This window comes from Microbacterium sp. ISL-103, assembly GCF_018613995.1.
GTDB lineage: Bacteria > Actinomycetota > Actinomycetes > Actinomycetales > Microbacteriaceae > Microbacterium.
In genome coordinates, this window is sequence record NZ_JAGGPD010000386.1 from 1 (window position 1) to 3,246 (window position 3,246).

The following is a 3,246-nucleotide window of genomic DNA, read 5'->3' on the forward strand; positions in this document are numbered from 1 at the left end:
GGGGTGTAAAAGCCCAGCGGAGATCGCTTCGCCGACGCCCCCCGATCATCCGGACGCGTCGGCGCGAACCGCGCCGAAGCACCGGGCATGAACGGCTGGGTCGTGCTGCTCTGGTCGTTCGTCGCCGCTCTGCTGCTGATCATCGGCGGCATCTTCGGCTCGCTCGGCGTCATGGGGCGCATCACGCCTTTTCCCGAGGCCGCACCCTCTGCCACCCCGACACCCGTCGAGACGGGCATCGTCGACACGACCTACTCGGTGATGATCCTCAACGCGTCGCCCGACGCCGGGCTCGACGAGCAGATGCGAGACACGCTGATCAACAGCGGCTGGGCGGCGGATGCGGTGTTCGCCACCGACAGCGACAGCCAGGACTTCGAGACGACGACGATCTACTATGTCGCGGAAGAGGACGAGCTCGCCGCCATCGGGCTCGCCGGTATCCTCGGCGGTGCCGAGGTGGAGCAGAGCGACGCCTATGCCGATCTGAACGACACGGGCGCGAAGCAGCTCACCGTCGTCATCGGAGTCGACCGCTCGACCACGGCACCCGAGACCCCCGCCCCGTAATCGTCTGCACAGTCGGCACCGTCTCCACAGTCCCTCCGCGCGGCTTGCACTCGATGGGGTCGAGTGCCAGAATGGCGTTAGCACTCTCTCACTCTGAGTGCTAAACCCAACGTCTACGTCCAGGAGGGACGACAAAACTCATGGCAAAGATCATCGCTTTCGATGAGGAGGCCCGACGCGGCCTCGAGCGCGGCCTCAACATTCTCGCCGACGCCGTCAAGGTCACCCTCGGCCCGCGCGGTCGCAACGTCGTGCTGGAGAAGAAGTGGGGCGCCCCCACGATCACGAACGACGGCGTGTCCATCGCCAAGGAGATCGAGCTCGACGACCCGTACGAGAAGATCGGTGCGGAACTCGTCAAGGAGGTCGCCAAGAAGACCGACGACGTCGCCGGTGACGGAACCACCACCGCCACGGTGCTCGCACAGGCACTGGTCCGCGAGGGTCTGCGCAACGTCGCAGCCGGCGCAGACCCGATCTCGCTCAAGCGCGGGATCGAGAAGGCCGTCACCGCGATCACCGAGGAGCTCCTCGCCAGCGCGAAGGAGATCGACTCCAAGGAGCAGATCGCCGCGACCGCCTCGATCTCCGCTGCTGACCCCGCGATCGGCGAGCTCATCGCCGAGGCGATCGACAAGGTCGGCAAGGAAGGCGTCGTCACCGTCGAGGAGTCGCAGACCTTCGGCACCGAGCTCGAGCTCACCGAGGGCATGCGCTTCGACAAGGGCTACCTGAACCCGTACTTCGTGACGGACCCCGAGCGCCAGGAGGCTGTCTTCGAAGACGCCTACATCCTCATCGCGAACCAGAAGATCTCCAACATCAAGGACCTTCTGCCCATCGTCGACAAGGTGATCCAGGACGGCAAGGAGCTCGTCATCATCGCCGAGGACGTCGAGGGCGAGGCTCTCGCGACTCTCGTGCTCAACAAGCTCAAGGGCATCTTCAAGTCGGTCGCCGTCAAGGCTCCCGGCTTCGGCGACCGTCGCAAGGCGCAGCTGCAGGACATCGCGATCCTCACCGGTGGTCAGGTCATCACCGAAGAGGTCGGTCTCAAGCTCGAGAACGCCACGCTCGACCTGCTGGGTCGTGCGCGCAAGGTCATCGTCACCAAGGACGAGACCACGATCGTCGAGGGTGCCGGTGAGGCAGACCAGATCGAGGGTCGCGTCACGCAGATCCGTCGTGAGATCGAGAACACCGACAGCGACTACGACCGCGAGAAGCTCCAGGAGCGCCTTGCCAAGCTGGCAGGTGGCGTCGCCGTCATCAAGGCCGGAGCTGCGACCGAGGTCGAGCTCAAGGAGCGCAAGCACCGCATCGAGGACGCCGTTCGCAACGCGAAGGCAGCCGTCGAAGAGGGCATCGTCCCCGGCGGTGGCGTCGCGCTGATCCAGTCGGGCACCAAGGCTCTCGACGCTCTGTCGCTCACGGGCGACGAGGCGACCGGTGCGAACATCGTTCGCGTCGCGATCGAGGCTCCGCTGAAGCAGATCGCACTCAACGCCGGCCTCGAGCCGGGTGTCGTCGCGAACAAGGTCGCCGAGCTTCCCTCGGGCCAGGGCCTGAACGCAGCGACGGGTGAGTACGTCGACATGTTCGCAGCGGGCATCATCGACCCGGCGAAGGTGACCCGCTCGGCTCTGCAGAACGCAGCGTCGATCGCGGCCCTCTTCCTCACCACCGAGGTCGTCGTCGCTGACAAGCCTGAGAAGGCTGCAGCTCCGATGGGTGACCCGTCGGGCGGCATGGACTTCTGATCCCTCAGCACTGACAGAAACGCCCCGACCTCGGTCGGGGCGTTTCTGCGTTCACCGGCGGCGCGAACGGAAGGTCAGCGGAACAGGCTCGCCGAGTACTGGTCGGCGTCCGCATACTGCGTCGCCGCGCTGCCGAGCGAATGCCCGATCGACTCGAGCACCTGCTCGACGTGCAGCTGCGCTCCGCGCCACTGATCGGCGCACGACTGGAACGCGGTCGATGCCGTGCCCACCCACGACGACTGCAGCTGTGTGAGCTGGGACATCAACGTGGCGGCCTCTGCGTGTACGCGTTCCATCGTGGCCAGTGCTGCCCCCTGGGCCGCACCTACTGCTTCGGTGTCGACGGTGAAGACGGACATGGGAACTCCTCTCGGTTGGGGTTCCGACGATAGGAGGACGTGTCGTTCCGGAATGGCCGTGTGCGGCCGTTGCCCCGGAGGCGGTGCAGAACCCCGCGGTGCAGCGGAGACGTGCAGGGATGCTCGTCAGGGGTCGAGACGCTCGAGTGGCTGCGTGTCCTCGAGCAGGTGCGCGGGCGTCGCTCGCGACGGTGCGAGCGGGAACGTGACGGTGAACGTCGCGCCGCCGCCCGGAGTCTCGGACACGGCCACACTGCCGTGCAGTGCCTTCACGATCGACGACACGATCGCGAGGCCGAGCCCGGAACCGCCCGTCTCTCGCGCGCGCGAGGTGTCGGCGCGCCAGAACCGCTCGAAGATCTGCTCGCGGATCTGCGGGGGGATTCCCTCGCCGTGGTCGACGATCGCGATGCTGCCCGTGCCTCTGACCCTGTCGGCATCGACGACCAGCTCGATCGGGCTCTCCTCCGGCGAGAAGCGCCGAGCATTGCCGAGCAGGTTGGTGACGACCTGGCGCACCTTGTTCTCCTCCCCGAGGACGATCGGCGGGGTGC

4 protein-coding genes are annotated in these 3,246 nt (G+C 66.5%); 2 read left to right on the forward strand and 2 right to left on the reverse strand.

Translation table 11 applies throughout. From position 1 onward, the window contains the following. Positions 1-87 precede the first annotated feature (87 nt). On the forward strand, positions 88-570 hold the full coding sequence (locus J7E68_RS13965) for a LytR C-terminal domain-containing protein (RefSeq protein WP_215173548.1): 483 nt from the start codon (positions 88-90) through the stop codon (positions 568-570). 140 nt (positions 571-710) lie between these two features. Further along, a complete protein-coding gene (gene groL / locus J7E68_RS13970; protein ID WP_215173550.1) occupies positions 711-2,330 on the forward strand; it encodes a chaperonin GroEL in 1,620 nt (539 codons plus the stop codon). Between the two features lie 74 nt (positions 2,331-2,404). On the opposite strand, the gene J7E68_RS13975 is transcribed toward groL, so the two are convergent. Together J7E68_RS13975 and J7E68_RS13980 are read right to left on the reverse strand one after the other, a co-directional pair. Then, positions 2,405-2,692, reverse strand: a complete 288-nt coding sequence (locus tag J7E68_RS13975) for a WXG100 family type VII secretion target (protein WP_215173552.1) — start codon at positions 2,690-2,692, stop codon at positions 2,405-2,407. A gap of 126 nt (positions 2,693-2,818) precedes the next feature. After that, the coding region (locus J7E68_RS13980) for a cell wall metabolism sensor histidine kinase WalK (RefSeq protein ID WP_215173554.1) at positions 2,819-3,246 on the reverse strand (428 nt) is incomplete at its 5' end.

Excerpts from the sequence above, each read along its gene's own strand:
- J7E68_RS13965 (WP_215173548.1), top strand. The coding sequence starts at position 88 with ATGAACGGCTGGGTCGTGCTGCTCTGGTCGTTCGTCGCCGCTCTGCTG.
- J7E68_RS13975 (WP_215173552.1), bottom strand. The coding sequence starts at position 2,692 with ATGTCCGTCTTCACCGTCGACACCGAAGCAGTAGGTGCGGCCCAGGGG.
- groL (WP_215173550.1), top strand. The coding sequence starts at position 711 with ATGGCAAAGATCATCGCTTTCGATGAGGAGGCCCGACGCGGCCTCGAG.